Annotated in this window: 23 protein-coding genes and 1 tRNA gene; 14 read left to right on the top strand and 10 right to left on the bottom strand. The window is 38.0% G+C overall.

Annotated features, from left to right (window positions below; all coding sequences use genetic code 11):
* Nucleotides 1-407: 407 nt before the first annotated feature.
* The 11 genes from HCX62_RS13490 (at nucleotide 408) to HCX62_RS13440 (ending at nucleotide 15,271) form a co-directional block, all read left to right on the top strand.
* Nucleotides 408-2,579 (top strand): glycoside hydrolase family 3 N-terminal domain-containing protein, encoded by a 2,172-nt coding sequence (locus HCX62_RS13490; RefSeq protein ID WP_185639422.1) that lies wholly within the window; start codon nucleotides 408-410, stop codon nucleotides 2,577-2,579.
* The gene (locus HCX62_RS13485; RefSeq protein WP_185639421.1) at nucleotides 2,576-5,836 is read left to right on the top strand and encodes a glycoside hydrolase family 94 protein; all 3,261 of its coding nucleotides are present in this window, start codon (nucleotides 2,576-2,578) and stop codon (nucleotides 5,834-5,836) included. The genes HCX62_RS13490 and HCX62_RS13485 overlap by 4 nt, the downstream gene beginning before the upstream one ends.
* Before the next feature lie 47 nt (nucleotides 5,837-5,883).
* A complete protein-coding gene (locus HCX62_RS13480) occupies nucleotides 5,884-6,849 on the top strand; it encodes a LacI family DNA-binding transcriptional regulator (RefSeq protein WP_185639420.1) in 966 nt (321 codons plus the stop codon).
* Nucleotides 6,850-6,908: 59 nt separating this feature from the next.
* Nucleotides 6,909-7,892 (top strand): Gfo/Idh/MocA family protein, encoded by a 984-nt coding sequence (locus HCX62_RS13475; protein ID WP_185639419.1) that lies wholly within the window; start codon nucleotides 6,909-6,911, stop codon nucleotides 7,890-7,892.
* A gap of 137 nt (nucleotides 7,893-8,029) precedes the next feature.
* A complete protein-coding gene (locus HCX62_RS13470; RefSeq protein WP_185639418.1) occupies nucleotides 8,030-9,361 on the top strand; it encodes a DEAD/DEAH box helicase in 1,332 nt (443 codons plus the stop codon).
* 135 nt (nucleotides 9,362-9,496) lie between these two features.
* On the top strand, nucleotides 9,497-12,175 hold the full coding sequence (locus tag HCX62_RS13465; protein WP_185639417.1) for a sigma-54-dependent transcriptional regulator: 2,679 nt from the start codon (nucleotides 9,497-9,499) through the stop codon (nucleotides 12,173-12,175).
* A gap of 158 nt (nucleotides 12,176-12,333) precedes the next feature.
* Nucleotides 12,334-12,642 carry a PTS sugar transporter subunit IIB gene (locus HCX62_RS13460; protein WP_185639416.1) on the top strand — a complete coding sequence of 103 codons (309 nt, stop codon included), beginning with the start codon at nucleotides 12,334-12,336 and terminating at the stop codon, nucleotides 12,640-12,642.
* A 69-nt stretch (nucleotides 12,643-12,711) separates the two neighbouring features.
* On the top strand, nucleotides 12,712-13,014 hold the full coding sequence (locus tag HCX62_RS13455) for a PTS sugar transporter subunit IIA (protein WP_003720022.1): 303 nt from the start codon (nucleotides 12,712-12,714) through the stop codon (nucleotides 13,012-13,014).
* 21 nt (nucleotides 13,015-13,035) lie between these two features.
* Entirely contained in the window at nucleotides 13,036-14,124 is a 1,089-nt protein-coding gene (locus tag HCX62_RS13450; protein ID WP_185639415.1) for a DUF871 domain-containing protein, read from the top strand.
* A gap of 259 nt (nucleotides 14,125-14,383) precedes the next feature.
* On the top strand, nucleotides 14,384-14,905 hold the full coding sequence (locus tag HCX62_RS13445; protein ID WP_185639414.1) for a MarR family winged helix-turn-helix transcriptional regulator: 522 nt from the start codon (nucleotides 14,384-14,386) through the stop codon (nucleotides 14,903-14,905).
* 3 nt (nucleotides 14,906-14,908) lie between these two features.
* On the top strand, nucleotides 14,909-15,271 hold the full coding sequence (locus HCX62_RS13440; protein ID WP_185639413.1) for a rhodanese-like domain-containing protein: 363 nt from the start codon (nucleotides 14,909-14,911) through the stop codon (nucleotides 15,269-15,271).
* Between the two features lie 202 nt (nucleotides 15,272-15,473).
* Here the strand turns inward: HCX62_RS13440 and HCX62_RS13435 are convergent, their stop codons facing one another.
* The 5 genes from HCX62_RS13435 to HCX62_RS13415 all read right to left on the bottom strand — a co-directional run bounded on the left by HCX62_RS13435 (nucleotide 15,474) and on the right by HCX62_RS13415 (nucleotide 19,093).
* Entirely contained in the window at nucleotides 15,474-16,094 is a 621-nt protein-coding gene (locus HCX62_RS13435; protein ID WP_185639412.1) for a flavodoxin, read from the bottom strand.
* Between the two features lie 32 nt (nucleotides 16,095-16,126).
* Nucleotides 16,127-16,648: an OB-fold protein gene (locus HCX62_RS13430; protein ID WP_185639411.1), complete on the bottom strand. Its 522-nt coding sequence runs from the start codon at nucleotides 16,646-16,648 to the stop codon at nucleotides 16,127-16,129.
* Nucleotides 16,649-16,663: 15 nt separating this feature from the next.
* On the bottom strand, nucleotides 16,664-17,428 hold the full coding sequence (locus tag HCX62_RS13425) for an MBL fold metallo-hydrolase (RefSeq protein WP_185639410.1): 765 nt from the start codon (nucleotides 17,426-17,428) through the stop codon (nucleotides 16,664-16,666).
* Nucleotides 17,429-17,463: 35 nt separating this feature from the next.
* Nucleotides 17,464-18,252, bottom strand: a complete 789-nt coding sequence (locus HCX62_RS13420) for an MBL fold metallo-hydrolase (RefSeq protein WP_185639409.1) — start codon at nucleotides 18,250-18,252, stop codon at nucleotides 17,464-17,466.
* Between the two features lie 151 nt (nucleotides 18,253-18,403).
* On the bottom strand, nucleotides 18,404-19,093 hold the full coding sequence (locus tag HCX62_RS13415; protein WP_185639408.1) for a Crp/Fnr family transcriptional regulator: 690 nt from the start codon (nucleotides 19,091-19,093) through the stop codon (nucleotides 18,404-18,406).
* Between the two features lie 296 nt (nucleotides 19,094-19,389).
* Here HCX62_RS13415 and HCX62_RS13410 point away from each other — a divergent pair, with 296 nt between their 5' ends.
* Nucleotides 19,390-20,457, top strand: a complete 1,068-nt coding sequence (locus tag HCX62_RS13410) for a type I restriction endonuclease (protein ID WP_185639407.1) — start codon at nucleotides 19,390-19,392, stop codon at nucleotides 20,455-20,457.
* Between the two features lie 210 nt (nucleotides 20,458-20,667).
* Entirely contained in the window at nucleotides 20,668-21,240 is a 573-nt protein-coding gene (locus tag HCX62_RS13405; protein ID WP_185639406.1) for a hypothetical protein, read from the top strand.
* A 63-nt stretch (nucleotides 21,241-21,303) separates the two neighbouring features.
* Here the strand turns inward: HCX62_RS13405 and HCX62_RS13400 are convergent.
* The 5 genes from HCX62_RS13400 to HCX62_RS13380 all read right to left on the bottom strand — a co-directional run bounded on the left by HCX62_RS13400 (nucleotide 21,304) and on the right by HCX62_RS13380 (nucleotide 25,873).
* Nucleotides 21,304-21,375, bottom strand: a tRNA-Arg gene (locus tag HCX62_RS13400).
* Nucleotides 21,376-21,483: 108 nt separating this feature from the next.
* The gene (gene mreBH, locus HCX62_RS13395) at nucleotides 21,484-22,476 is read right to left on the bottom strand and encodes a rod-share determining protein MreBH (protein ID WP_185639405.1); all 993 of its coding nucleotides are present in this window, start codon (nucleotides 22,474-22,476) and stop codon (nucleotides 21,484-21,486) included.
* A gap of 218 nt (nucleotides 22,477-22,694) precedes the next feature.
* A complete protein-coding gene (locus HCX62_RS13390) occupies nucleotides 22,695-23,954 on the bottom strand; it encodes an MDR family MFS transporter (RefSeq protein WP_185639404.1) in 1,260 nt (419 codons plus the stop codon).
* A 102-nt stretch (nucleotides 23,955-24,056) separates the two neighbouring features.
* Nucleotides 24,057-25,289 carry an aminopeptidase gene (locus HCX62_RS13385; RefSeq protein WP_008948061.1) on the bottom strand — a complete coding sequence of 411 codons (1,233 nt, stop codon included), beginning with the start codon at nucleotides 25,287-25,289 and terminating at the stop codon, nucleotides 24,057-24,059.
* 137 nt (nucleotides 25,290-25,426) lie between these two features.
* Nucleotides 25,427-25,873 (bottom strand): flavodoxin, encoded by a 447-nt coding sequence (locus HCX62_RS13380; protein WP_008948060.1) that lies wholly within the window; start codon nucleotides 25,871-25,873, stop codon nucleotides 25,427-25,429.
* A gap of 187 nt (nucleotides 25,874-26,060) precedes the next feature.
* Here HCX62_RS13380 and map point away from each other — a divergent pair, with 187 nt between their 5' ends.
* The gene (gene map / locus HCX62_RS13375; protein WP_185392635.1) at nucleotides 26,061-26,819 is read left to right on the top strand and encodes a type I methionyl aminopeptidase; all 759 of its coding nucleotides are present in this window, start codon (nucleotides 26,061-26,063) and stop codon (nucleotides 26,817-26,819) included.
* The last annotated feature ends 27 nt before the right edge of the window (nucleotides 26,820-26,846 follow it).

Below are 26,846 nucleotides of genomic sequence, written 5' to 3'. Positions count from 1 at the left end.
TTTTTTCAAAGCAACTTAATTAACTGAAGCTGTTAAAGAATAAAAACTGTTGTACGGAACAGGGTGCGCCGTACGGGATGAAGCAAATTGTGAAAATTAATTCACATACACAATATTCTATAGAAACGTTTCGACAAGGTTATTATAGTATATTATGTAATCGGTTTCAAGCGAATTGCTATTTTATTTTTAAATTAAGGTGCTAATCAATTGTGTTGCAACACTTTATAATGGATAAAAATTTTCTGAGTGAATTCGTTCGAAAACGAGATAGTATAGAAGAAACTGAAAAATCGGAGCGTTTAACCATGTGAATTTCGTTTTTGGTTGACTAAATAAAAGAAAGCGCTTATACTGTTGTTATATTTGAATAGAAACGTTTCGAAAAAAGTGTTCAGGAGGTTCCTATGAAACAAGAAAAAGTACAGGATTTAGTCAATCAAATGACCTTAGATGAAAAAATCGCCCAATGTCTTCAACTTTCGCCTTTTCTTTTTAAAGGTACTAATAAAAATGCAGAACTTACAGGGCCGCTTCTTCAAGAAATGAAATTAACGGATACACATACAGAAAATGCAGGGTCGGTGCTTGGATCAAGTTCGGCGCTCGATATGATTGGTATTCAAGAAGCATACTTAAAAACAAATCGACTAGGAATTCCGCTTGTTTTTATGGCGGATGTTATACATGGGTATAAAACTGTTTTTCCAATTCCACTTGCGCTTGGATGTTCGTTTGACCGAGAAACGGTTCGAGTAATGGCGGAAGTTTCGGCACTTGAGGCAACAGCGGACGGGCATCATGTCACTTTTTCACCAATGCTTGATTTAGTACGGGATCCGAGATGGGGACGCGTGATGGAATCGACTGGTGAGGATCCATTTTTAAATAGTGAACTTGGGAAAGCGATGGTTGCTGGTTATCAAGGTGATGCGAGTGAACTTGCTGAAAACAAAGAGCGAATGGCTGCTTGTGTGAAACATTTTGCGGCATATGGGGCGGCTGAGGCTGGACTGGAATACAATACGGTAAATATGTCAACGCGCGAACTATATCAAAATTATTTACCAGCTTATAATGCTGCAATTCAAGCCGGAGCCAAATTGGTAATGACAGCTTTTAATGTCGTGGACGGGATTCCGGCGACGATGAACAAATGGCTGAACCGGGATGTGTTACGTGGTGAAATGAATTTTGATGGCGTACTAATTTCTGATTGGGGCGCGGTTGCGGAAGTAATTAATCATGGAACTGCGAGAAATCCCAAAGAAGCGGCGCAATTTTCGATGGAAGCGGGCGTTGACTTAGAAATGATGACGACTTGCTATATCCACGAATTAAAAGGATTGATTGAAGAAGGTAAACTAGCTGAAAGCCTTTTGGATGAAGCGGTATTCCGGATGTTACATTTGAAAAATGATTTAGGCCTTTTTGAAGATCCATATCGCGGCTTAAAAAATAGCGATCGTTCAGAAGACATTTTAACCGATGAAAGTCGCGGGAAAGCACGTGCGGCGGGTGTGGAATCGGCTGTGTTATTAGAAAATAAAAATCAATTGCTTCCGCTAGATAAAGCGACTAAAATTGCGCTAGTTGGCCCACTTGCGACATCAGCTGATATTCTTGGCGGCTGGAACGTATACGGTGAAGAAAAAGATGGCATTAACGTTGAAACCGGCCTACGCGAGGTATTTAAAAATGTCTCTACTGTTTCGACGGACTATACAGAATTTAGCTCAGAGGATAAAGTGGCGGTAAAAGCTGCGGTACAAGATGCAGATGTTGTAGTTCTTGCGCTAGGTGAAAAAAATGAGTGGGGCGGAGAGGCAGGAAGTCTCGCTACAATTCGTTTACCCGAAGCGCAATATGACTTAGCGAAATTTGTACAAACGCTTGGAAAACCAGTGGTCATTACTTTGTTTAACGGAAGACCGCTCGAAGTAAAAGAACTTGCGGAGTCTAGTGATGCGCTACTCGAATTGTGGTTCCCAGGCACAGAAGCAGGACGTGTTACTGCAGATTTATTGAGTGGCGTGAGCAATCCTTCTGGGAAATTATCAATGTCATTCCCACAAACGACCGGCCAAATTCCTGTTTATTATAATCATTTACGTACTGGTCGACCGCAAACACCGGAAAATAAAGGTGAGCGTTACGTATCACATTATCTCGATATTCCTAACGAACCATTTTATCCATTTGGCTACGGGAAAAGTTATAGCGAATTTACGCTGAAAACCGCGGAACTTCCGACAGAATTAAACTTAGGCGAATCGCTTCACGTGGAAGTAACGATTAAAAATACGAGTGAAATTGCTGGAAAAGAAGTAATCCAAGTGTATTTACAAGACGTAACAGCGAGCATTTCACGACCTGTCAAAGAACTCAAAGCATTTGAAAAAGTGGCGCTTCTTGCAGGCGAAGAAAAAACAGTTTCATTTGAATTAACTAGCGAAGCGTTTTCCTTCTATAACCATCAACTTGAAAAAGTGCAGGAACCGGGACTTCACCGCGTTTTTGTTGGGACTAGTAGTGAAGATGTTGACGTTTTTGAAGTGGAAGTAGGTGGATACGTGTGACAACATTAAAGGAAATTAAAAAGGCGGACTTAGCAGCGGCATTTTATCCAAGTGGAGAACTCGCTTGGTTGAAGTTGAAGGATATTATGTTGAATCAAGTCATTCAAAATCCGTTAGAGAACCGTTTATCGCAAATATATGTACGAGCGCATGTGGCAAATAAAGTGGAGGTTTATCCGCTTTTAACCGCAGATGCAGAAGTTGGATTTAATGAGCACGGTGTAGAATATCGCGGGACAGTTGGACCGTATCGTTATATTGTAGAAATGCAATTCCATTCACGCGGCTGGTTTTATGATGTAACGGTGGATGGGGAAGGAACTTTTGACCTTGTTTATTTACAAGATTTAGGTCTTGCTGAACAAGCGGCAGTGCGGACGAATGAAGCCTACATGTCGCAATATATTGATTACCATGTGACGGAAGGAGCGAATGGTTTTACGATTCAAGCGCGCCAAAACCAACCACAAAACAATCGCTTTCCAGCAGTCCAAATTGGCGCTTTAACGAACATTGTTGGCTATGCAACAGATGGATTTGATATATACGGTACCAATTATAAACTTACTAATGAACTTGCGGGGCTCGCGGAGAAATCACTGCCAAATCGAGTCTATCAATATGAATTCGCGCAAATCTCCTTACAAACCGCGCCATTCACGAATCACGCAGAAACAAGTTTTTACGGCTACACAACCGAAAATCAACCTAAAGCATCTGGAGCACCGATTGAAAATTTGGCCGAAATAAAAGCGAACATTCCGGAACAAATTTATCAACCAGGTACGAAAGTCATCCGCGCCAAAAATATCGGAACCCCAATTACCGGCGAACCAATTTCTGAAAAATGGTTACAAGCAAAGTTTCCAGACAGAATCCAAGAAGAAAAACAAAACGGCGCACTCCTTTCCTTTTTCACACCAAACTATGCGCATGTCGTGACGCGTGAAAAGGAAGCTGAGCTAGAACGTCCGCACGGCAGCATTTTGCTAGATAAAGTGGCTGTTTTAAACCCCGAAGCAACTCTTTCGGCGACAACGTACATGTACGGCGCGTTTTTATCGCAATTGGTTGCTGGAAACACCAATATGAACAAATGGAATAGCCATGCGCGCAATCCGCTTAATATTTTGCAAACAAGTGGCTTGAGAATTTATATCGAACAAAATGGCGAACTTCAACTACTCGGCGTGCCGTCTATTTGGGAAACGAGCACGAACTATTCAACTTGGTATTACCAGTGGAATAACGATCTAATTACCGTACGGACGACATTAACCGCCGAAAGTAAAGAAGCGTTCGTCACTGTTCATTCTGAAAAAGGCCACCCGTATAAATTGGTGCTCACAAACCAAGTAACAATGGGTACAAATGAATACGATACAACGGTGAAAAAGGAAATCAAAGCGGGCAGTGTAACTTATTTCCCAGCCGCAGATTCACCGATTTTAGAAACCTATCCAGCGCTTCAATTCCGGGTGGATGGAACTTACAACGAGATAACCGATGAAAGCTATTTTGCAAAAGAGTATGCAGGAACAGCTGGTTTGGATGTCTTCGTATTTGAACCAAGCGAAAACGCGACTTTCCACGTGCAAGCGAAATTAACGGATGAATTTTCGGTGCAAAACCAAGACTTAGAAGCAGCAAACAAAGAAATCCGAGCAAGCTATGACGAATTAACCGCCCAGTTCCATTTAAATCACCAAAGCCCAACTGCAGAAAAATTAAACTTAACGGTTTATTGGTACGCGCACCAAATGCTCGTTCATTACGCATCGCCGCACGGTTTAGAGCAATACAGCGGGGCGGCGTGGGGGACACGTGACGTAAGCCAAGGTCCATTTGAGTTTTTCCTAGCAACCGGGAACAAAGCTGTTTTACGCCAACTTGTATTAACAATCTTCGCTCATCAATATCAGGATACTGGCGACTGGCCGCAATGGTTTATGTTTGATAAATATACATCGATTCAACAAGAAGAAAGTCACGGCGATGTAATCGTTTGGCCACTGAAAATTATTGGCGATTACTTGGAAATGAGTGGGGATACTGAGATTCTCGAAGAAAGCATTCCATTTGTCGACCGTACTTCAAAAACATTTACAACTGAAAAAGGTACACTGTTAGATCATATCGAATTGGCAGTGCACACTATCGAATCACGCTTTATGAAAGGAACAGCACTTTCTAACTACGGCGATGGTGACTGGGATGACACGCTTCAACCAGCTAATGCGCAATTGAAGAAAAACATGGTTTCCAGCTGGACAGTTGCTTTAACGTATCAAACATTTAAACGATTAGCGACATTCTTGCCAGCAGGAGATGAATACGGCGCTTTAGCAAAACGGGTTCAAGCTGATTTTGCTAAATATATGACAGCGGATACCGACGTCATTCCTGGTTTCCTCTATTTAGAAGAAGGAAAAGCGCCAGTTTGGATGATTCATCCGGAAGACAAAGAAACAAATATTAAGTATCGCTTAATTCCACTAACAAGAAGCATAATTGCCGAATTAGTTGATAAAAAACAAGCGGGTCGTAACTTTGACATTATAGGTGAGCATTTACTTCACCCAGATGGCGTAAGGTTAATGAGTGAGCCAGCTCATTATGCAGGCGGTGTGAGCACTCATTTCAAACGGGCGGAACAAGCCGCGAACTTTGGTCGAGAAGTCGGTTTGCAATACGTGCATGCGCATATTCGTTATATCGAAGCACTCGCAAAAATTGGCGATATAGAAGCTTGGCATATGCTGGATGTTATTAATCCAATCAATATAAAAGAAGTAGTGCCAAACGCAGCTCTGCGCCAAAGTAACACCTATTTTAGTAGTTCCGATGCGGCATTTTTAGATCGCTATCAAGCACAAAATGAGTTCGGCCGTGTGAAAGAAGGAAGCATTCCAGTGAAAGGTGGCTGGCGGATTTATTCGAGTGGTCCAGGAATATATTTACACCAATTAATCAGTTCGGTTCTCGGTATTCGCCAAACGGAACAAGCGCTTATTTTTGATCCGATTTTGCCAGAAGAATTAGATGGATTGGAATGTCATATTGAACTGGATAATTATCCGCTAGATATTACTTTTGAAAGCGCTGATGTGGCGGGAATTATCGTGAATGGCGAGGAACAACCAGTGGAAAATGACGTGAATGCGTACCGAACTGGCGCCCTTATTTTGCCGAAAGAGAACTTAACGACAAAATGTTCACAAATCACGATTAAATTTCAAAAAAATAACCGTCTCTAAGGTTGTTTTGTGTATAATAAAAGAAAACAGAAAAGGATGCGATTCACGTGGTAGGAATTAAAGATATCGCGAAAAAGGCAGGGGTTTCCATTTCAACAGTATCCTACGCACTTAATGGCAGCCCGAAAGTGACCGAAAAAACGCGAAAACGAATTATGACCATCGCAAATGAATTGAATTATATTCCCAATATGGCAGCACGAACGTTAAAAACAAGAGAGACAAAAATTATCGGCGTCTATTTAACGAACTACGGCGGGATTTTTTACGGGACATTACTTGAAGGTTTAACGCAAACGCTATATAAACACGGATATGAACTCATTGCTTGCAGTGGCACGAAAACACACCGATTTTTACCCGAAAAAATGATTGATGGCGCTATTATTTTAGACGCGAATTTCCCGTCGAGCGAAATTATCAATTATGCTAATCGCGGTCATAAATTAGTGGTGCTTGACCGGGAGCTCACGCATGAAAACGTTAGCCAAGTCTTACTCGATAATAAAGGCGGCGCAACACTTGCAATCGATTATTTATCTACTAATTTTAAAGGTGACTTTTATGTGATTACTGGTCCCGATGATTCGTACGATGCAAGGGTCAGACTCGAAACAGCGAAACAAGAACTTGCCCGCTCTGGCGATAAAAAAGTGCATATCATCGAAGGAGACTTTTCCGAACAAAGCGGTGAAAAAGCAGCAGCAACAATCGCTAAAAACTGGAAAGCACCCGTGTCCGTATTCGCCTTAAATGATAATATGGCCATCGGTATGTATCGCTATTTTGCTGGCACGGATTTAGAAATTGGCAAAGACGTGCGAATTATTGGCTTCGATAATACCGATATTAGCGAGTATTTAGTGCCACGCCTTGCAACTATCGAATATTCGAAGTACAAATGGGGTGCAGTTGCTGCCGATAAACTTGTCGAACTGCTCGAGGGTGAAAAAGCTGAAAATGAAATAATCTATACAACTAGAATCAGTGGTCCATCTGTTTCAAACAATTAGTACACTTTTTTCCTTAATTTAAGGTATACTTAAATTAAAATTAAAGGAGTTGTTGGCTAATGAAACTTGGAATTATGGGAACAAACTGGATTACAGATTCTTTTATCGAAGGTGCCATTAATTCGGGCGAATGGAATCTCACGGCTGTTTATTCGCGCACAGAAGAAAAAGCACGCGCATTTGGAGAAAAATACGGAGAGTTGACTTATTTCACGGATATTGAAGAAATGGGCAAATCAGACGCATGTGACGCTGTTTATATTGCTTCTCCTAATGCACTTCATTATCAACACGCGGTTAGCTTACTTAAAAATAAAAAACATGTGATTGTCGAAAAACCAATTTTTTCTACAGTGGCAGAGTTAGAGCATGCGCACCAAATTGCTCGTGAAAACAATGTCTTTTTATTTGAAGCCGCACGCCACATCCAAGAACCCAACTTCAAACGTCTACAAGAAAGCATTGAAAAAGTGGGAACCATTCACGGTGCAACACTTGCCTACATGAAATATTCTTCCAGATATGATCAAGTTTTAAACGGTGAAGAACCAAACATCTTCTCCTTGAAATTCTCTGGAGGTTCGATTGTTGATTTAGGCGTGTATTCACTTTACTCGGCGATTACATTATTCGGCGAACCCGTTAAAGCGACTTACTTTGCGACAAAATTACCAACCGGTGTGGACGGACTTGGCCCAATTATTCTTGAATATCCAACATTCAACGTCACCATCATTCAAGGAAAAAATTCCCAATCCTTCTTACCAAGCGAAATTTACGGTCAAAAGGGAACTTTAATCGTGGATCCACTTACTGGAATTGAACATATTACCTTTTACGATAACGCGACAAAAGAAGAAACCGAACTCGCTGGTCCAACCGTTGCCAATGATATGCAATTTGAAGCGGCTGAGTTTGCAAGAATTATCGAACAAAGTGACCGAGATACATACGAATACTTAGCAGACCTAAGCTTAAAAGTATTACGTGTCTCCAACGAACTACGTCACCAAAACGATATTTGGTTTGACGCTGAAAAATAATCTTTGAAAAAGCTAGGAAAAGGCGATTGCGCTGCTTCCTAGTTTTTTTGTTTATAGCAACAAAAATCCTAAATAAAAGTGCAGACTTGCAGTAAGCATGGTATGATACAGAGAAGAACTAATAAAGGAGTCGGGTCATGACAGAATCAAATATCCCAAGCTTTTGGGCGGAAAAATGGAAAGAACATGGTTATGAAACGCCAACAGAGATTCAAAGCGCAATGTACCAACCAATCAAAGACGGGGCAGATGTACTCGCAGTATCACCAACTGGAACGGGGAAAACAGTAGCTTATTCACTACCAACCCTTGAAAAAATAGAAGCAATTCCAAAAACACAATGGCTTATTTTAGCGCCATCTCATGAATTAGTTATGCAAATCACGGAAGTAATCCGTTCATGGTTACCAAGCGATGAATTGACGGTTATATCTTTAATCGGAGGAGCCAACGTTAAACGGCAAATCGAAAAACTTAAGAAAAAACCACAAATTATTGTAGCCTCTCCAGGTCGCGCGCTTGAACTAATCAAACAAAAGAAAATTAAAATGCACGAAATCAAAACAATCACATTGGACGAATGTGACCAATTACTTCGCCAAGAAAATTTTAAAAGTACACTTGAAATTGTCGAAAGTGCCGTTCGCGATCGCCAATTAACACTTGTATCAGCAACAAAACTAGAAAATCCAGAAGCCTTTTTCGCGCAAACAGAAAATACGCCAGTGATGCTAGAAGTTACAGCGAAACCGGAAGAATTAACGAACGTAGAACATTTGTATATGGACGTTGAATCACGTGATAAAGCGACATTATTGCGCCGAATTTCGCATATTAAAGACATGCGCGGCCTCGTTTTCGTGAAAGACAAACCGCGAATGGAAATTTTGCTAGAAAAACTGCATTACGATAAAGTAAAAGCAGCTGGAATTCACGGCGAAATTCGCAAAGAAAAACGCAAAAAATATCTTGATGACTTTAAAAAAGGTACATTGACTTATTTAATCGTGACAGATGTCGCGGCTCGTGGGCTTGATATTGAGGATTTACCATACGTTATTCACTATGACTTAGCGGCAAGCGAAAAAGAGTACACACACCGCTCTGGACGTACTGGACGAATGGGCAAATCAGGCACGGTAATTACCTTTGCCAACCCACGTGAAATAAGAACATTAAAACAATATTTAACAATCCACAATTTAAAAGGTAAACAAGTTCGCTTTTACCAAGGGAAACTTCTTGACGGGGCAGTGCCAGAAAATAAAATTGCCAAAAAAGCAACAAGACCACCAAAACAAGTTCAAAAAGGCAAAAAAGACGATACGAAAAAACCGTTCCGCAAAGATAAACCAAGTGGAGCAGCTGGTTTAGGACGTAAAGAAAAGCCTAGTAGTTCGTCTAAACCTGCACGTAATAACAAACCAAATAAATTTAACAAAAAACAAAACAATTTTAAAAAATCATAACCGGTGCCGAATGTTTTTCTCTCTTGATTAGATAGGAAAGCATTCGCGCTTTTTTTTAGTTAATTTTTATCGTTGCGAGGATGCTATTTAAAAAGGTATAATGGAAACATAGAGTTTCAAAAAGGAGTAGAGTAGATGTCTAGTAGAAAAGAAGAAGTCCTCCAACTTCTAAACGAAAAAGAAGAAAAAGTATCTGCAGCAGATGTCGCAGAATTGCTTCAAATGGACCGAGCGAACGCTAGTCGTTATCTAAATGATCTTTTTAAAGAAAAAAGAATAGACAAACTTCCTGGGAAACCGGTATTTTATCAAGCCATAAAAACGACTGAAAGAGCGACACAACCAGCGGGAAACATGTCAGAGTCGGCTTTTGGGCGGTTAATTGGTTCTGAAGATAGTTTAAAAGTAAGTATTCAACAAGCAAAAGCCGCCATTTTATATCCACCAAATGGGCTTCATAGCTTGATTTTAGGTCGTACGGGAACAGGGAAATCGCTATTTGCTGAATGCATGTATCAATTTGCCAAAGAATCGGAAACTATTCCAGCCGATGCGCCTTTTGTTTCGTTTAACTGTGCTGACTATGCACAAAATCCACAACTTTTATTTGGCCATATTTTCGGGGTCATTAAAGGAGCTTATACGGGAGCAGAAGAAACACGCGAAGGTTTGCTGAAAAAAGCAGACGGCGGGATATTGTTCCTTGATGAAATTCACCGCTTGCCTCCAGAAGGACAAGAAATGCTCTTCACCTTTATCGATAAAGGCGAATTCCGTCCACTCGGAGAAAGCGCGAATGTGCATCATGCGCAAGTTCAAATCATTGGAGCAACAACAGAATCACCGGATAATTTTCTGTTAGAAACGTTCACAAGACGTATCCCGATGACGATTACACTGCCATCACTAGCAGAACGAAACTTGGAAGAACGCTATCAATTAGTCGAGTTTTTCTTAAATCAAGAAGCGACCAGGCTACACCAATCGATTCGCGTACATAGAAAAGCGCTGATTGCTTTTTTACTTTACCATGCAAGCGCTAACGTTGGTCAATTGCAAAGAGACCTGAAGCTAGCCTGTGCCAAAGCCTTTTTGCATTATAAAACAAAAACAGCCAATTATATTTTAATCGAACAAGACGATTTACCGATTCACGTCCAAAAAGGTTTATTGCACTTAAAAGACGAACCAGAAAAATTAAACCGTTTAATTGATGTGGATAAATCCATTTTCAAATTTGTTGATACAAGTGACGCTTTAGTTGAAATGGAAGATGTGCACGATGTCTACCACGCTATCCAAGAAAAAGCAGACCGTTTGATGAAAGAAGGGAAGGACCAAAGCGAGTTAGAAGAAGCGCTATACGTTGATGTGGACCAGTATTTCCACGATTACATGGTTCAACTCCCAACCCACCAAACAGCCAAAGAAATCATTGCACCAGCCGTTTGGGAATTAACAGAAAAAGTATATGATATGGCCGAAGAAAAACTAAATCGCAAATATAACGAAAAAATGAAATTTGCCTTTTCGTTACATTTACAAAGCACAATTGAACGAGTGCGTGAACAAAAACATATCATTCATCCCGATTTAAATAATATCCGCAAAAAATATCCAAAAGAATTCCAAGTGGCGATTGATTTATCCGCATTAATTGAGCAAGAATTAAGCATCGAAATTCCTTTTGACGAAATTGGCTTTTTGACGATGTTCTTGACGGAAGAAGTGGTGGATACATCTCTTTCTCAGGAAAATCAAGTCGAAGTAATAGTTATGATGCACGGTCGTTCTACAGCGACAAGTATGGTGGAAACGGTGCAAGAATTACTAAGCATTGAAAGTGGAATCGCGCTGGATATGCCACTTACCGTCGAAGTAAAAGCGATGTACGAAAAACTAAAACAAACCGTGATCAAATTAAATCCTGTCAAAGGCGTACTAATCCTTTCTGATATGGGTTCACTCACTTCTTTTGGGAATATGTTAACAGAAGAGCTTGGCATTCGCACAAAAACTGTTACAATGGTAAGTACACCTGTTGTATTAGAAGCGATGCGCAAAGCCTCATTAGGTCGAGGTTTAGAAGATATTTATCAAAGTTGTGAGCAATTATTTGAAAATAAATATAAAGCACACGTTTTACGAGCAAAACCGGTGAAAAATGCAGTTATCTTCACTTGTTTTACAGGAGAAGGAGTAGCCGAGCAATTGCGTAAAGTCGTAGCGCCAATTATTGACGAAACAAAAATCGAAATCATCGTGTTACAATTCCTGCATAAAGAAGCATTCCGCGAGCGAATTGATCAACTAATGGAAGAATATAACATTTTAGCAATCATGGGTTCCGTAGCCTTTGAATACCGCGATATTCCATTCTTTAGCGCGCTGGAAGTGTTATCAGAAGGCGGTTTAGGAATTGTTTCTAGAATTTTAAATGATGAAGTACCATACGAAAAATTAATCGCTTCATTAGAAGGCAATTTACAAGCAGTCAGTTCTGCTGAGCAATTGGTTTACTTTTTAAGAAAAGTAATTTCAGAATTGCAACTGCAACTTAATGTAATACTTGAGTCGGGTGTAGATATCGGCATGATTCTTCACTTAGCATTCCTCATCGAGCGCGTTAAACTTGGCGCTGTAGACAGGGAATTCCCAGACTTAAACGAATTTGCTAAAAATCATATGGTCGAAATGCAAATCACGCAACAAATGATGGAAAATGTGGAAATTGAGTACGACATCGTAATACCCCAATCAGAAATCGCATATTTAACACAGATGATGCTCTCCAACCAGGTGGAAGAAAACTAAGAAAAATGAATCTACCAAGTGTGTATTGTCTTACACACTTGGTTTTTTTATTGTGTAAGTAAGAAAGCTCGCATATAAGCGAGAAATAACAAGAAAAGTTGGCACATATCTTGCATATTATATATGCGTGCAGCTTTTCAAACTAGGAGGTTAAATTAATGAATAACATCATGTTAGTTTGTTCGGCCGGTATGTCCACAAGTCTACTCGTAAAAAAAATGACAGAAGCTATCGAAAATAAACAAGTAGAAGCCACTGTTATTGCAGTTGCAGAAGCTGATTTTGATAAGTACAAAGGCGATGTAGACGTTGTATTACTCGCACCGCAAGTTCGCTTTTTAGAGAAGAATTTGAAACGAGTACTGGACCCATTAGGTATTCCAGTTGCAATCATTAACGGGATTGACTACGGAACAATGGACGGCGAAAAAGTGCTAAATGATGCACTAGCAATGATTGAGAAATAATCTCGAGTTCGAGACTGCTTGAAGAGGAAATAAACACAAGTTCGATAAATGAAAAAGGATGTGTAAACAATGGAATTAGAACAAACAATTATGCAATTAATCGTACACGGGGGAAACGCTAAAAGTGACGCAATGCTAGCAATCGAAGCGGCAAAAAAAGGGGATTTTGACGCGGCCGATGAGCAAATCAAAAATGCAGAAGCAGCACTACTTGAAGCGCATCATTCACAAACTTCTTTAATTCAAGGCGAAGCGCGCGGCGAAAAAGCAGAAGTATCACTACTGTTAGTTCACGCACAAGATCACTTAATGAATGCTATTACTTTTAAAGATTTAGCGAAAGAAATTGTTGATTTATACCGCTCTAAATAAGTTTTTGAAGGGATGATTTAAATGAGAAAATTAGGAATATCCGTATTTCCACAACATGTTGCACTAGAAGAATCGTTAGAATACATTGAAACAGCTGCAAAATATGGTTTTAGCCGTATTTTCACTTGTTTGATTTCTGCTAATGACGAAGCGGAATTTGCTAAATTAGAAACAATTTGCAAACGCGCAAAAGAATTAGGATTTGACGTTATTGCTGATGTTGACCCGACTGTATTTGAATCGTTAAATATCACTTATAAAGAATTAGATCGTTTTAAAGAGCTTGGCCTAGCAGGTCTTCGCCTTGACTTAGGTTTCTCTGGTTCCGAAGAGGCAGCAATGTCCTTTGACGATACAGACCTAAAAATCGAGCTAAACATTAGTAATGGTACTCGTTACGTTGAAAATATCTTATCTTACCAAGCAAACGTAGGGAATATCATTGGTTGTCATAACTTCTACCCAAGAAAATACACTGGTCTTTCCAGAGAACATTTCTTACGTACAAGTAAACAATTCAAAGATTTAAACCTACGCACTGCAGCATTCGTTTCTTCTAATAGCGGCGAATTTGGCCCTTGGTTTGTTGTAGATGGCGGCCTTCCAACAATGGAAGAACACCGCGGCGAGGACATTACAGTTCAAGCAAAAGATCTATGGAATACAGGTCTTATCGATGATGTCATCGTTGGAAATATGTTCGCTTCAGAAGACGAGTTACGCGCTTTAAGCGAATTAAACCGTAACGAATTACAATTAGCTGTTGAATTCTTAGATGGTGCAACAGACGTAGAAAAAGAAATCGTTTTAACACAAAAACATTTCAATCGTGGCGATGCTTCCGAGTACGTTTTACGTTCGACAATGACACGTGTTAATTTCAAACAACACGATTTCCCTGCGCATGACACAAACACCATTACAAAAGGCGATGTAACAATCGACAACAATGGTTACGAACGCTACAAAGGCGAAATGCAAGTGGCTCTTCAAGAAATGGAAAACTCCGGCAACACAAATATCGTTGCTAGAATCGTACCAGAAGAGCGCTATTTACTAGATACTATTCTTCCGTGGCAACACTTTAGATTAGTTGAGAAAACAAAATAATTTAAACGACATCTGCAATTTCAAATGGAATTGCAGATTTTTTTTATAGTGCATTAAATTTTCCCTTTCTTAAATCTTTAATTTCTAAAAAGAACATTTGGCGTTGAAAGATATGTATAAAATGAAAAAGGTATTAGTTGCTTCATAAGTGACTAATACCTTTCATTTTGGGAGGTAAATATGTTCATTGACTTCTAAAACAAAATATGACATACTATAAATATAGTTAGCTGGCTAATCAAATTAAAGGAGCTTGTTTATGGATAATTTTTCTTTTGTCGATCGCCCCGACAATCAACGAATTCAACTAATGAATGATGTTTCCGAGCAAGATGCGATAATCACTGAATTATTTCTGGATTTTCAGTGGACGTATCGGAATATGCAAAAAGTCTACGATGATGTGCTTGATAAAAATAATTTAAGCGAGTCAAGATTCATCATTCTAATGTTCTTAAAACGAGCACCTAATCATGAGTTATTACCTTCTCTCATAGCGGAAAAGCTTGGTGCTACTCGTGCGACAGTTAGTAAAATGCTAAAAGCGATGGAACAGAAGGGCTGGATTACTAAAAAAACTTCCATTTCGGATAAGCGTTCTATCACTATCAAATTAACAGAAGCAGGAATGCACATATTAGAGAATTTTTTACCAATAAATTTTCAAACGGTACATCTATTGTTTGACCAACTTACGCAGGATGAAATGAAACAATTTTCTTATCTACTTGGAAAAATTAAACAGGGTACTACAAAATGCGCCCAGGAAACGGAGAAATAACTTATGCAAACAAAGAAAATCGAATTACTAGAAACTTATTTGAGCTTGTATATTAACCATTTTACGGTTTTAGAAAATATGGATAAAGAAGATTCCCGCTATGTCGTGCTAGATGTTCGTAATGCTCCAGCACAAATCAAAAAGGATCAAATTAAAGGTGCTACAGCCATCCCAGCAAAAGACTTAGCAAATCACTTGGATGAACTAGATAAAAATAAAATCTATGTTGTCTATGATTGGACGGGTGGTACAACTTTAGGAAAAGAAGCATTACTTATCTTACTATCAGCTGATTTTGAAGCTTATGAATTAGCCGGGGCTCTTGAAGGATGGAAAGGCATGAATTTGCCAATTGAAACATTATAAATAATTGCAAGCCTTAAAATAAGTGCTTTGAACAAGACAAATAGGCAATTGATACCATATTTATGGGGTATCAATTGCTTATTTTCGGTCTTATTTTTTAGTTAAGAGAGTAACTTTTTTATTACAATAGTTCTTTCTTAAAGGGATGGGGGCACAAGTGTATAGGAATCAATACATGAGAATTTTGACGAGTCTTTCAAAATCATTCTGTAAAGCCAATTTTTTTAAGCCAATTATCTACCGTGCTTTGTGAGTTGCTTGCGTCATCTCCTTGAACAGCCAGTGCATCGAGAACTTTAACATCAGTTGAAACAAGACTATTTATAACGGATACACTGTTTCCTAAAGTACCTGAATCACTAGTGAAAAAAGGGATAATGGTTTTACCGGATAAATTATAACTTGTGATAAAAGAAGCCATTGGTGGGGCTAGAGAACTCCTCCAAATTGGAGAGCCAATAAAAATAGTGCCATAATTATTGAAATCAGTTATTTTTTTGCTTAGCTCAGGTGTAATATGGTCTTTTTGTTCCAGTCCTACTTGCTCTGTCATTTGATCGTAATTATCAGGATATGGATTAGCCAATTCAAGTTCGAAAATATCCGCATTAGTACTTTGCTGTATTACATTCGCGAGCTTTTTTGTATTCCCTGATTGAGAATAATAAACTACAAGGGCCTTTTTGGTAGAAATATCTTTTTTGTCACTTGAATTCGTACTAGGCTGTTTACTATTATCAGAATTTGTACTTTGCTGATTATTACATGCTGTGAGTGTTAGTAGTAGAACAAGGGAAAAAATCGTGACAAGCATCTTTTTCATATCGTATTCATTTCCTTTCGTCTAAATGACAGTTATAATACTTCGCTTTGTTTCAAAACAACCATGCCATCTGAGCCCATGATATGGAAATTGGCTGAGATAGTTACTTCTTGTCCTAAAGAAAACGCTTCTAGTTCATCGAAGGACCCAAAAACGCATAAAACATAACCTTCTCCGTTTGCTTTATCCGAAAGATTAATAGAAGGTGTACCATGACTATCTTGCCCGATATAAGTAATGACGCCATTCACGGTAATATTTTCTCCATTGGAGGTGGGTTCTTTTTTAGCTGGATTATTTTTGTATGCTTCCAACAAATCTTTAGCTTGGACAATCTCTTTAGTAGTTTTATTAGACTGATTTGAGTCAGAGGTATTATTGTTTTCTGTGTTAGCAGATGCAACCTCATCTTGGGAAGTTGTCTTTATTTGGTTTGAGGTATCTTTAGCTTTGTCATTAATATTATTTGTAGCATGTTGGTACACTGTAAAGGCTATAACTACTACCAATACTAATGTAAGCAAGGTTATGCCATATATTTTCTTTTTCTTCATAGTCATTTCATCCTTTCATTGTAAATCAATGTTTGTTTGCATCATTTCATTATAAGTTGTGTTTCCTCTATGACCGGGATATATCTTCATATCACCTCTAAAATCACGTTCTTTAAATTGATTTATGGTTGTTTTTCTATCAGTTTCGCTTCCGGTGGGGTGATTTGCACTACCAACAAAAGGAATCATAAATGTATCGCCACTGAATAATATATTTTCTTCCGGTAAATAAAAACTACTACTGCCTTTAGTATGTCCGGGTGTATGCAACACTTCAATGTTATAGCCACTGATTGTATAAAAACCTTCTGTGAGCGTCTTTGGTTTCGTGTCAACTAAAAGAGAGAAGCCATTAATATCAGAACAGTTTAGATGGGGATCACGTAAAAATGGAACATCCAATTCATGCATAAACACCTCGGCATCTAGGTTTGCTTTGACTATTGAATCAAGTGCATGTATATTATCCCAATGACCATGTGTAATTAGAATAGCGTCCAAGCCACCTATTGACTCTACATATTCAGCAAGTTCATTATCGTAAAAACCGGGATCAATAAGAATATTGCCTTTTTTAGAGCTCAATATATGAACTTCACATGAAAAACCTTCACTGCTCGAAAATGTTTTTACAGCTAATTTTTGGCCAGTCTTACTAGTGTTTGATTCATCTGATTGAGAAGATGGATTATCGCTAGAACCTTGATTCAAAGGTTTGTTACAAGCAGAAAGAGCCATAATAGAAACAACTATTAAAACAACTTTAATTGTAGTTTTCATATAATAATCCCTTCCTTTTCGAAAAAACGAATTCATTATTGTAAATCATGATTAGTTTGTAATAGTTCTGAATAGGTAGTACTTGCTCCATGACCACTGTAAATACGCATATCTTTAGGGAAAGAGAGCTTCTTAAATTTCGTTATAGAAGCTTTTCTTTCAGCTTCATTTCCACCGGGATGTTGTGATCCAGCAACTTTATCAGCCATAATTGTATCTCCTCCTATTAAAATGTTTTCCTCAGGGAAGTGATAGAGAACAGAACCTTCTGTGTGACCAGGTGTATGAATAACTTTTATTTGATAACCACTAATTTCATAGTTTCCCTCAACCAAAGTGGTGGCTTTTGCATTTGTCGTACCCTCCACTCCTTGTTCAGCTGAACAGTTGCGTTTTGTATCCTTAAAATAAGGATAATCTAATTCATGAACATAAACTTTTGCATCAGGATTTGCTTTTATTGCGTCATCAAGACCTCGAAGCTTATCCCAATGTCCATGAGTAATTAAAATGGCGTCCACACCACCAATCGTTTTTACATAATTTGAAAGTTCGTCATCATATTTTCCGGGATCAATCAAAATATTACCTTTGTCAGAACTTATAACTTGAAATGAAGCTGCCCAGGATGACGAGTCAGTACTATCAAATGTACGAACAGTAAGTTTTTTTGAAGAGTCCGTAGTTTGTTTATCTGATAATGGGACCTCCTTTTCTGTTGGAAGGGAAGCACTACTTTTACCTTTAGAAGTTTCTGTAGAACCACAGCCACTTAAAATGAAAACTGCCGCAAAAACAAATAGCGTTGTAACTAATTTTTTCATGTTGTCCTCCTCTTATTTTTCATCAAATGATGGAATAGGGTTAAAAAGTAATAATTCCATAATAAAAAAGTATCTTCTTTTAGTTTGCTAATTAAGCTTACCAAAAGAAAATACTTTAAAATGTAACTGAGGTTACAATTGTAGTCCTTTGTCATTCAAGTATATTTTCAAATAAAATTTGGTTCAATATAATTACTTCATTACCTTTCATTTGAATAAAGCCTTCATCTTGCAAACGACCTAGTTCACGTGATAGTGAAGGCCTAGCAATTCCTAAATAATCAGCAATTTCTTCTCGAGTTTCAGTGAGCATAACACGCTGATCTTTATTTTGCATACTAAAAAAATAAAAAGCAATCCGATCTCGTGCTGCGGAAAAAGAAAGAATCCTAACTTTATCACTTAAAAATTCAAATTTCCTTACAAAAACACGCATTACATTTTGCATCAATATAATCTGAATATCAGCATGCTTTTCAACTGGATTTAATAGAAATTCACATGAAATTTCTAATACCTCCGTATGTTTTAAAGCCACTGCATAGTCCCAAAAGAGCTTTTTATCAGAAAAAAGACGCACTTCCCCAATTAGCTCCCCAATACTTGTATTACTTGCACCTAAAACTCGCCGACCATCATGTGTATTTTTCCCCATAGCGATATTACCAGATAAGAGAATAATGAGATTTTTTGGCTTTTTATCAGTCCAAAATAAGATTTCATTTCGATCATATTGAACGAATGTAATTAGATTATTTTGTATTAAACGATTTATTTGTTCGTCAGTAAGATTTTGACAAATCCTACTAAGTTTTAACAGTTTAGAAATGTCTTTTTTCATATGTTGAATGCACCTCAATTTGTGATGATTAACTCCATTATACTTGAATTTCATAAGTAATGCTTTTATTATTATTAGTTAAGTATTAAATTTAAAAGTACCTAAATAGACTTCGCTTTTATAAGTTTTGTTCCAGATGTTCTTCAAAGTAGTATAAAAATGTTTTTTTAGACTTAATTTGTATAATTTTTCGAAAATAATAGACTAATAAAGGAATTTATATTACACTTAACTTGATTAAAAGATTATTCCGTTTGTATAAAAACGTGAATAATAATACATAAAAATAGGAGACGGTGAAGATGGATATTGAAACGCTTTTATTAGATGTAAAAAAATTAGGGGAAAGAGTATCTGCTCTTAAAGACTCGATTTCAACGGAGGAGGCAACGAAAACATCATTAATTATGCCGTTTTTCCAATTGCTAGGATATGATGTTTTTAATCCACTTGAATTTTCTCCAGAGTACATTGCAGATGTAGGGATTAAAAAAGGGGAGAAAGTAGATTACGCAATCTTGAATAATAATAATCCAATTATTTTAATAGAGGCAAAATCTATTAAAGAAGATTTAAAAAACCATGATTCACAATTATTTAGATATTTTGGAACAACAACTGCTAAATTTGGTATTTTAACAAATGGAAATGAATATAGATTTTATACTGATTTAGAAGAGCCAAACAAAATGGACAGAGCTCCATTCTTTTCATTTGTACTTACAGAAGTGAAGGATGTCCAAATTTCAGAAATTTTTAAATTCCAAAAAGAAAATTTTGACGTAGATAATATTTCAAAAGCAGCTTCTGATTTAAAATATCTTAATTTCGTCAAAGAATTTTTAACAAAAGAAGTAAATGATCCAAGTGAAGACTTTGTTAAATTTATCCTTGGAGAGATTTATGATGGAATGAAAACAAAAGTGATTATTGATAAATTCACACCGGTCGTAAAAAGAGGTTTTAGACAATTTATTGCAGACCAAGTAAATAGTAAACTAAATGCAGCGCTTAATACATCTGTTTCAGTCGAAGAATTAGAAGTTCCTCAAGTTGAGGTAACTGCTGATGGTGAAGAAGATATTATTACAACAGAAGCGGAAATTGAAGCATTCACTACAACTAAATTATTATTGAAAGATACAATTGATACATCTAGAATTTTTTATAGAGATAACAAATCGTACTTTAATATAATTATAGATAACAGTATAAGAAAATGGGTTTTAAGATTATACATTAATAATTCAAGAACATATTTTGTGATAAATGATGAAGAGAAAACTACCATAGAAATTGTTGATGTAATTGACATTTTCAATCATGCTGATAAGATTATCCCAGTAGTTGAGAGATACTTATAAGTTTTAAGACCTCTATAAAATAGAAACTTTAAAAAGTCTATTTTATAGGGGTCTTTTGTAGTTGAAGTATTCTCTACTGTTCAACCAAATATCAAAACTAAAATAGCTATCTATAAACAAGGCATAGAGGACTTTTTGTCTTTATGCTATAATAATATAAATTCATAACCACGCAGTTAATTATAAAACTAAACACCACGAGGTGAAACCATGCTAAAACTATATAAAAAAGAAAAAACCGGAATTTCCTATGCAGAGTATTGGATCCATGATAAGGAAGCAACCATCCATTACGGAAAAATAGGTAAAGTTGGTCAAACGGAAAAAGACGCTAATTACTTGGAAAAGTATCAAGATGAAGTGGCTTTCAAAGATGCATTTCTTAATCGCTTTGTACCTCAGGGCTACAGTGAGTTCTCTGAAGAAGAAAAATGTTGGATAGTCGTGCAATATCCACTGAAAAGTTTAAATGGAACGAAACGTGACATTTGGCTGAAAGATAGGGTTACAGATATCTTAAATAGTGATTTAGGTTGGAAAGGCTTAGGGATTGTTGATGGTTTTGACATGGGGCAAACCGCGAATCCAACGAAGCAATTTGCTTTAAATGTATTTTGTGTAGTCGTCGATGAAGAAGTAGGAATCAAAGCGATTAAGTCTGCATTAAGAAATAATAGCTGTGACTTTACGCAGGTGAAAATTGCTTCAAGACCATTTTCAGCAAATGCAGATTTTACTTTAAAATTTTCAGCAAAGAAAAAAGATGAAACGTTTTATGTGTGAACAATAAAGTTTGAAAAAAGCCGAAAACCTTGATTTACTCAAGAATTTTCGGCTTTTTTATGACGCCCATACGCGGAATCGAACCACGAACTAGCCCTTAGGAGGGGCTTGTTATATCCGTTTAACTATATGGGCTAGGAAAGACAGACAACAGAAATAAGTTTACCAGAAATAAAGAATTTCAGCAAGATAAAGAAGCATTTGGATTTACTGAGAACACAGTAATCCAAATGCTTCGGATGTTTAATTTTTAGCTAATTTATCTGCAAAAACGAGGGATTTACCAGTGCCAATTGCAACAGATTCCAAAGGACTTGGAGCCATATGTACAGGGACATCGATTTCTTGTACAAGCCAGTCACGGAAACCTTGGAGAAGGGAACCGCCACCACTTAAAATAATACCTCGGTCGACAATATCGCCACTTAATTCTGGTGGACACAATTCGAGTGTATTTCGAATAGCTTCAAGAATACGCAATAACGTTTCAGATAAGGCACTTTGGATTTCTGTAGAGCTTATTTGAATCGTTTTTGGTAAACCAGTGAGTAAATCACGCCCGCGAATATCCATCGTCTGGGTCACATGTTCAATCGGCGCATAGCCAAGTTCCATTTTAATACGTTCAGCGGTTGTTTGGCCGATTAAAAGGTTGTAGTTTTTACGGATGTATTGAATAATTTCTTCATCCATGTGATCGCCACCAGTTCGGATGGATGTGCTGGAAACAACACCACCATAAGAAATAATTGCAATCTCACTCGTACCACCGCCAATATCAACAATCACATTCGCAACAGGCTCAGCGACAGGCAAATCGGCTCCGATAGCAGCAGCGACAGGTTCTTCAATTAAAACGACTGAACGAGCGCCGGTGGATCTTACCGCATCAGAAATCGCACGACGTTCAACCGAAGTAGCACCAGTTGGCGTACAAACGACCACATTGGGCTTTTTCACACCGCTAATCGAAATCCGCCGCATAATCTCACGTAGCAGTCCGCTAGTCAAATCAAAATCTGCAATAACCCCATCTTTCATCGGTCTGACAGCAGAAATCGAAGCGGGCGTTTTACCAATCATTTCTTTTGCTTCCTGGCCAATCGCAAGTACCGTACCATCATTCGTATTTAGCGCCACCACAGAAGGTTCATTCAAAATAATTCCTTTTTCTTTACTGTAAACTAAAATATTCGCAGTACCTAAATCAATTCCAATAGTTGTTGTTCCAAACATTCTCACACCTAACTTTCTATTAAAAATAGCGAGCAAATTCTAGGTGTATAACTAACAGTATAGACTTTTTTCACTTTATAAGCATTCTTTAAACATGGATGACATGAAAAGGTAATTTAAAATGGGAATATGATAGGGATTTGCGCCGCTTCGTAAAAAAATCGTAAAAAACGTAATCAAAACAAAACGACTATCCGTAAACAGATAGCCGTTTTTCATTATGAAGTTTGTCGTTGTTTTTCAAATTCCGAGTACATATAATAATAAATCAGCCCACTTATAAGTGCTAAAATACCGATAATAACAAAGGTGCTCGTATAGCCAATTAAAGTCGAAAGCGTAATCGCAAGCGGCGCAATCACTTTACCAAGTGTATAACGCAGTCCAGCGGCAGAGAAATACATCGCTCGCTTATCTTCTGGAGCTAGTTGGGAAACAAAGGTTTGTTGCAAACCGACCGTCATTAGTTCCGCAAAGCTAAAGAGGATAATCGCACAAATCGCTCCCCACGGTCCAGTCGCAATCCCGAATAAAAATATCGCAATCGCGTAAAGAAAGGAAGAGTTCATAAAGACAAATTTTTCTCTAAAATGGCTCATCCAGCGAGTTACGACAACCGTAAGCGCGGCAACAAAGAACCCATTAATAGAAACAATCACACCGAACAATTGCTCACCAGTAAAATGAAACGAAAACAGGTTAGATGCGCCGATAACTTCTTTAATATAGAGCGGGAATAGCAAATCCAGTTGCATAAATGACTGAGAAACAATAATCCCAGCAATAATATATAAGAAGAAAATCTTATCTTTAAAAATAATTTTATAGTTTTTCAACTGCTCTACCAAAACCGTTCCGATGCTTTTATGAACCGCTTCTTTTTGTAAATCAGGATTAACTAAAAGTGGCGCCGTTTCGTGACCAAATTTTTGCAGTAAGAAGAGTAGTAATAAATCTGCGCAAACAATTGCAAGTAAGGTTTCTGTCGTGAAATTATAGAATAGTACCGAACCAAGAATCGGGCCAATAACGACCGCAATATTAATCATCATATAGAAAACTGAATAAATATGTGTCCGATGTTCAGGTGGAACCACATCCGCAATCATCGCTTGACTCGCCGGTTGATAAAACGCCATAAAGACACTCGCAATCGCAAAACCCGCGAAACTTAAATAAGGAGAATCGACAACATGAAGGGCACCTATTGCAAAAACAAGGAAACCAAAACCCTCGCCAATAACCGAAATACTCATCATTCGTTTTCTACCAAAATTATCTGCAAAGTAACCGCCGAGTAATGCGGTGAAAACCGCCAACACTTGCGAAATAATCAGCAAGAGACTCGTGAGCTCACGGCCAATACTTTTCGAAAAGTAAATCGTTAGAAAGGGGAAGACCATCCAAAAAGAAATATCGAGTAGCGCTTCCCCAAAAAGCCTTACTTTTAAATTGATGTCCCACGTACTAAATTTCATCCAATGCACCTCACTCTCTTTTATAAAAAATAACAAATGAAAACCCTTGAAAGCCAAAAGCTACAAGGGTTTTACGCAAAAGGCATAAGTTTTAAAAAAGGATTAGAACGCCCAGTCGCCTTTACGGAAAACAGGAACAACTTCACCAGATTCGGTTACACCATCAATGTCCATTTCAGAAGAACCGATCATGAAGTCAACATGCGTTAAACTATTGTTAACACCAGCTGCTTCTAATTCTTCGCGAGACATTTCTTCGCCACCTTTAACATTAAATGCATACGCGCTACCGATTGCTAAGTGGTTAGAGGCATTTTCGTCAAATAGGGTGTTGTAGAATAAAATGCCGGATTGGGAAATAGGGGAAGGGTCTGGAACAAGCGCCACTTCGCCTAAGTAGTGAGAACCTTCATCAGTCGCGATTAAATCTTTTAAAATTTCTTCGCCGGACGCTGCTTCTACACCTACAATACGACCTTTTTCGAAAGTGATTTTGAAGTCATCAATAATATTTCCTGCATAACTAAGTGGTTTTGTGCTAGAAACATAGCCTTCCACTTTTAGTTTATCCGCACAACAGAAAACTTCTTCTGTCGGCATATTGGCCATAAATTCATGTCCTTTTTTATTCTTACTACCAGCGCCAACCCAAAGATGGTTTTTCGGAAGACCAATTGTAAGGTCCGTTCCAGGAGCTGTATAATGTAAAGAAGTAAATTGTTTTTCATTTAAACTATCTGCTTTTGCAGCCAGTGTTTGATCGTGATTTTTCCAAGTTTCTACCGGGTTTTCGGTATTGATACGAGTTGTTTCAAAAATAGCTTCCCAAAGTGTTTCCATTTGTTCTTCTGGAGTCAAATCTGGGAATACTTTTGCTGCCCAGCCTTGTGAAGCTGCTGCAACAACTGTCCAACTTACCACGTTTGCTTGCATTAACTCGCGGAATTCACTCATTGCGCCACCCATTGTTTTTTGGAAAGTTGCAATTTTGTTGCTATCTACGCCGTTTAGTAAATCCGGATCTTCGGAAGTGATGGAAATAAAACAAGCGCCTTCTTTAGCAAGCTCTGTTTTTTCTGCAACACGGTGAACCGGAGCGCTTTCAAAAACGCGTAGTGGGGCATTTTTATAACGTAATGCGCCTAGTTCTTCATCGCGCCAATCCATAATAACATCCTCTGCGCCAACTTCAAAAGCGTATTTGGAAATAAGACGAACAAGTGGAGCCGCGTCAACTGGAGCCATAATTACTACTTTCTGTTCAGGTTGGACGTTTACCCCAACTTTTATAATCAATTCTGCATATTTTTCTAACTTTTCACTAAATACTGTCATAATTAATCACTCCAATCTTTTTATTCAATACGAGAATTGTATCTCAATTAATGAGGTAAAGCAACCACGAAGCGACTGTTTTCGCTATTTTTAATTAAATAAAAAAGCAAGCACCCGATTGGACGCTTGCTTTATAATTAACCTTTTAATACATCAACAAATGTTTTTGCGTAACTTTCTGCGCGAACAACATCTTCTTCGTCAGGATCAAGATCAACTTTTAGCCCCGCAACTGGAACCGTCGCGCCTTGTTCTTTTAGACGAGTTTCAATTAAATCAACGGTTAAGCAATATTCATCGTAAAAAGTATCGCCGGAACCGAAAGAAGCACACACTTTACCGCTAAAATCAACGTCCGCCATATCCTCATAAAAATCAACGAATTCATCAGGAAGCTGACCATCATCGTATGTATAGCCGCCGATTAAGGCGCCATCATATTCTAGTAAGTCTGCAGGATCAACTGAAATACATTCTTCAATTTCTACTTCGATATCGTATTTTTCTAATTCTTCACCTAAAATGTCGGCAATTTCTTGTGTATTACCAGTCATGCTGGCATAAACGATCATCACTTTTGTCATTTTGTATCACCATTTTCTGAATTTTTTATTGTTTAAAATGGCACAAACCAGCCCACCATTTTTTCACTGATACATTCTATTATAAATGTCTTCAGAAAAACTGCAACCTTTTTTCCAGATTACTTTATTTCTAGCGGTTTTCGAGCTATAATAGGAAATAGCGGAAATTTTAGGAGGGAATAAAGAAATGATTACACTCAAATCAAGACGCGAAATCGATGAGATGAAAGCAGCTGGGAAAATCCTTGCCGATACGCATAAAGAACTAAAAAAAATCATTAAACCTGGTATTACTAGCTGGGATTTAGAAGTTTTCACAGAAGAATTTTTACGTAAAAATGGCGCAACTCCAGAGCAAAAAGGCTTTGAAGGATACGAATATGCTATTTGTGCAAGTATCAATGATGAAATTTGTCACGGATTCCCGCGCAAACAAAAGCTAAACCAAGGCGACATCATTACTGTAGACATGGTCGTGAATTACCACGGCGCACTTGCTGATTCTGCTTGGACTTATGCTGTAGGTGAAATTCCAGATGATGTGAAGCATTTAATGGATGTAACCCATAAAGCACTTTACTTAGGTATTGAACAAGCACAAGTTGGCGCTCGAGTTGGCGATATTGGTCATGCCATCCAAACCTACGTAGAATCCGAAAATCTAGCAGTTGTTCGCGAGTTTATCGGTCACGGCGTTGGACCAACTTTACATGAAAAACCAGATATTCCGCATTTTGGTCAAGCTGGAAAAGGACCACGCTTAAAAGAAGGCATGGTTATCACGGTGGAACCTATGGTAAACATGGGCGCTTGGAAAGCAAAAATGGACGATAATGGCTGGACTGCAAGAACAGTTGATGGCTCTTTATCAGCTCAATATGAGCATACGTTTGCTATTACAAAAGATGGCCCAGAAATTTTAACGTATCAAGGCGAAAACGACTAATTAAACTATTTAGCCAGATGCTTTTAG

Origin of the sequence: Listeria swaminathanii (assembly GCF_014229645.1) — a bacterium.
Taxonomy (GTDB): Bacteria; Bacillota; Bacilli; order Lactobacillales; family Listeriaceae; genus Listeria; species Listeria swaminathanii.
This window is presented reverse-complemented; position numbering and strand designations above follow the sequence as displayed.

Coding starts and splice junctions, on each gene's coding strand:
- HCX62_RS13470 (WP_185639418.1), top strand. CDS start 8,030: ATGACAGAATCAAATATCCCAAGCTTTTGGGCGGAAAAATGGAAAGAA.
- HCX62_RS13430 (WP_185639411.1), bottom strand. CDS start 16,648: ATGAAGAAAAAGAAAATATATGGCATAACCTTGCTTACATTAGTATTG.
- HCX62_RS13380 (WP_008948060.1), bottom strand. CDS start 25,873: ATGACAAAAGTGATGATCGTTTATGCCAGCATGACTGGTAATACACAA.
- HCX62_RS13450 (WP_185639415.1), top strand. CDS start 13,036: ATGAGAAAATTAGGAATATCCGTATTTCCACAACATGTTGCACTAGAA.
- HCX62_RS13455 (WP_003720022.1), top strand. CDS start 12,712: ATGGAATTAGAACAAACAATTATGCAATTAATCGTACACGGGGGAAAC.
- HCX62_RS13435 (WP_185639412.1), bottom strand. CDS start 16,094: ATGAAAAAGATGCTTGTCACGATTTTTTCCCTTGTTCTACTACTAACA.
- HCX62_RS13460 (WP_185639416.1), top strand. CDS start 12,334: ATGAATAACATCATGTTAGTTTGTTCGGCCGGTATGTCCACAAGTCTA.
- HCX62_RS13490 (WP_185639422.1), top strand. CDS start 408: ATGAAACAAGAAAAAGTACAGGATTTAGTCAATCAAATGACCTTAGAT.
- HCX62_RS13440 (WP_185639413.1), top strand. CDS start 14,909: ATGCAAACAAAGAAAATCGAATTACTAGAAACTTATTTGAGCTTGTAT.
- HCX62_RS13445 (WP_185639414.1), top strand. CDS start 14,384: ATGGATAATTTTTCTTTTGTCGATCGCCCCGACAATCAACGAATTCAA.
- map (WP_185392635.1), top strand. CDS start 26,061: ATGATTACACTCAAATCAAGACGCGAAATCGATGAGATGAAAGCAGCT.
- HCX62_RS13415 (WP_185639408.1), bottom strand. CDS start 19,093: ATGAAAAAAGACATTTCTAAACTGTTAAAACTTAGTAGGATTTGTCAA.
- HCX62_RS13405 (WP_185639406.1), top strand. CDS start 20,668: ATGCTAAAACTATATAAAAAAGAAAAAACCGGAATTTCCTATGCAGAG.
- HCX62_RS13425 (WP_185639410.1), bottom strand. CDS start 17,428: ATGAAAACTACAATTAAAGTTGTTTTAATAGTTGTTTCTATTATGGCT.
- mreBH (WP_185639405.1), bottom strand. CDS start 22,476: ATGTTTGGAACAACAACTATTGGAATTGATTTAGGTACTGCGAATATT.
- HCX62_RS13390 (WP_185639404.1), bottom strand. CDS start 23,954: ATGAAATTTAGTACGTGGGACATCAATTTAAAAGTAAGGCTTTTTGGG.
- HCX62_RS13385 (WP_008948061.1), bottom strand. CDS start 25,289: ATGACAGTATTTAGTGAAAAGTTAGAAAAATATGCAGAATTGATTATA.
- HCX62_RS13420 (WP_185639409.1), bottom strand. CDS start 18,252: ATGAAAAAATTAGTTACAACGCTATTTGTTTTTGCGGCAGTTTTCATT.
- HCX62_RS13465 (WP_185639417.1), top strand. CDS start 9,497: ATGTCTAGTAGAAAAGAAGAAGTCCTCCAACTTCTAAACGAAAAAGAA.
- HCX62_RS13475 (WP_185639419.1), top strand. CDS start 6,909: ATGAAACTTGGAATTATGGGAACAAACTGGATTACAGATTCTTTTATC.